The sequence below is a fragment of the Herbaspirillum robiniae genome (assembly GCF_002213415.1).
Taxonomy (GTDB): Bacteria; Pseudomonadota; Gammaproteobacteria; order Burkholderiales; family Burkholderiaceae_D; genus Herbaspirillum; species Herbaspirillum robiniae.
The window spans coordinates 1-878 of the sequence record NZ_NJGU01000028.1 but is presented as its reverse complement, the minus strand read 5'-3'; the positions used below and the strand labels follow the sequence as shown (position 1 = coordinate 878).

At 61.6% G+C, this 878-nt stretch carries 1 protein-coding gene; it reads left to right on the top strand.

Features of this window, described 5'->3' with window-relative positions:
* Positions 1 to 123: 123 nt before the first annotated feature.
* Positions 124 to 878: ABC transporter permease subunit (locus tag CEJ42_RS24320; protein ID WP_420840793.1), on the top strand; the 755-nt coding region annotated here is incomplete at its 3' end.

The following is an 878-nucleotide window of genomic DNA, read 5'->3' as shown; positions in this document are numbered from 1 at the left end:
CAGGACATCTTCGCCTTCATCGTGCTGATCATCGTCCTCACGTTGCGCCCGTCCGGCATCATGGGTGAACGAGTAGCCGACCGCGCTTAAGCCTCAATCAACATTACACAGAAGAGAAGACAAATGGCTCTCCTATCCTTCGACATGAAGCGCAATCCGGCGCAGGCCAAGACCAGCTTGCTGGTGCTGCTGGCGCTGATGATCGTGTTTCCCTTCATCGCGCAGCAGTTCGGCAATTCGTGGGTGCGCATCATGGACATCGCCCTGCTGTACATCATGCTGGCGCTGGGCTTGAACGTGGTGGTGGGCTTCGCCGGCCTGCTGGACCTGGGCTATATCGCGTTCTATGCGATCGGCGCGTACACGGCGGGCCTGCTGGCCTCGCCGCAGTTTGCGGCCGTCATCGAGTCCTTCGTCAACACCTATCCGGTGGTGGGCAATTTCCTGGTCATGGTGTGCGGGCCGGAGATCGTGCAGAACGGCATTCACCTGTCGCTGTGGCTGATCGTGCCGATCTCGGCGCTGTTCGCGGCCTTCTTCGGCGCCTTGCTGGGCGCGCCGACGCTGAAGCTGCGCGGCGACTACCTGGCCATCGTGACGCTGGGCTTCGGTGAAATCATCCGCATCTTCATGAACAACCTGAACGCGCCGGTGAACATCACCAACGGCCCGCAGGGCATCAACCTGATCGACCCGATCAGGGTCTTCGGGGTGTCGCTGGCGGGCGAGCCGGGCTCGGGCTCGATGGTCAAGATCTTCGGCATGTCCACGCCCTCGGTGAACGCGTACTACTTCCTGTTCCTGTTGCTGTGCATCGGCGTGATCTTCTTCTCGGTGCGCCTGCAGGATTCTCGCCTGGGCCGCGCCTGGGTGGCGAT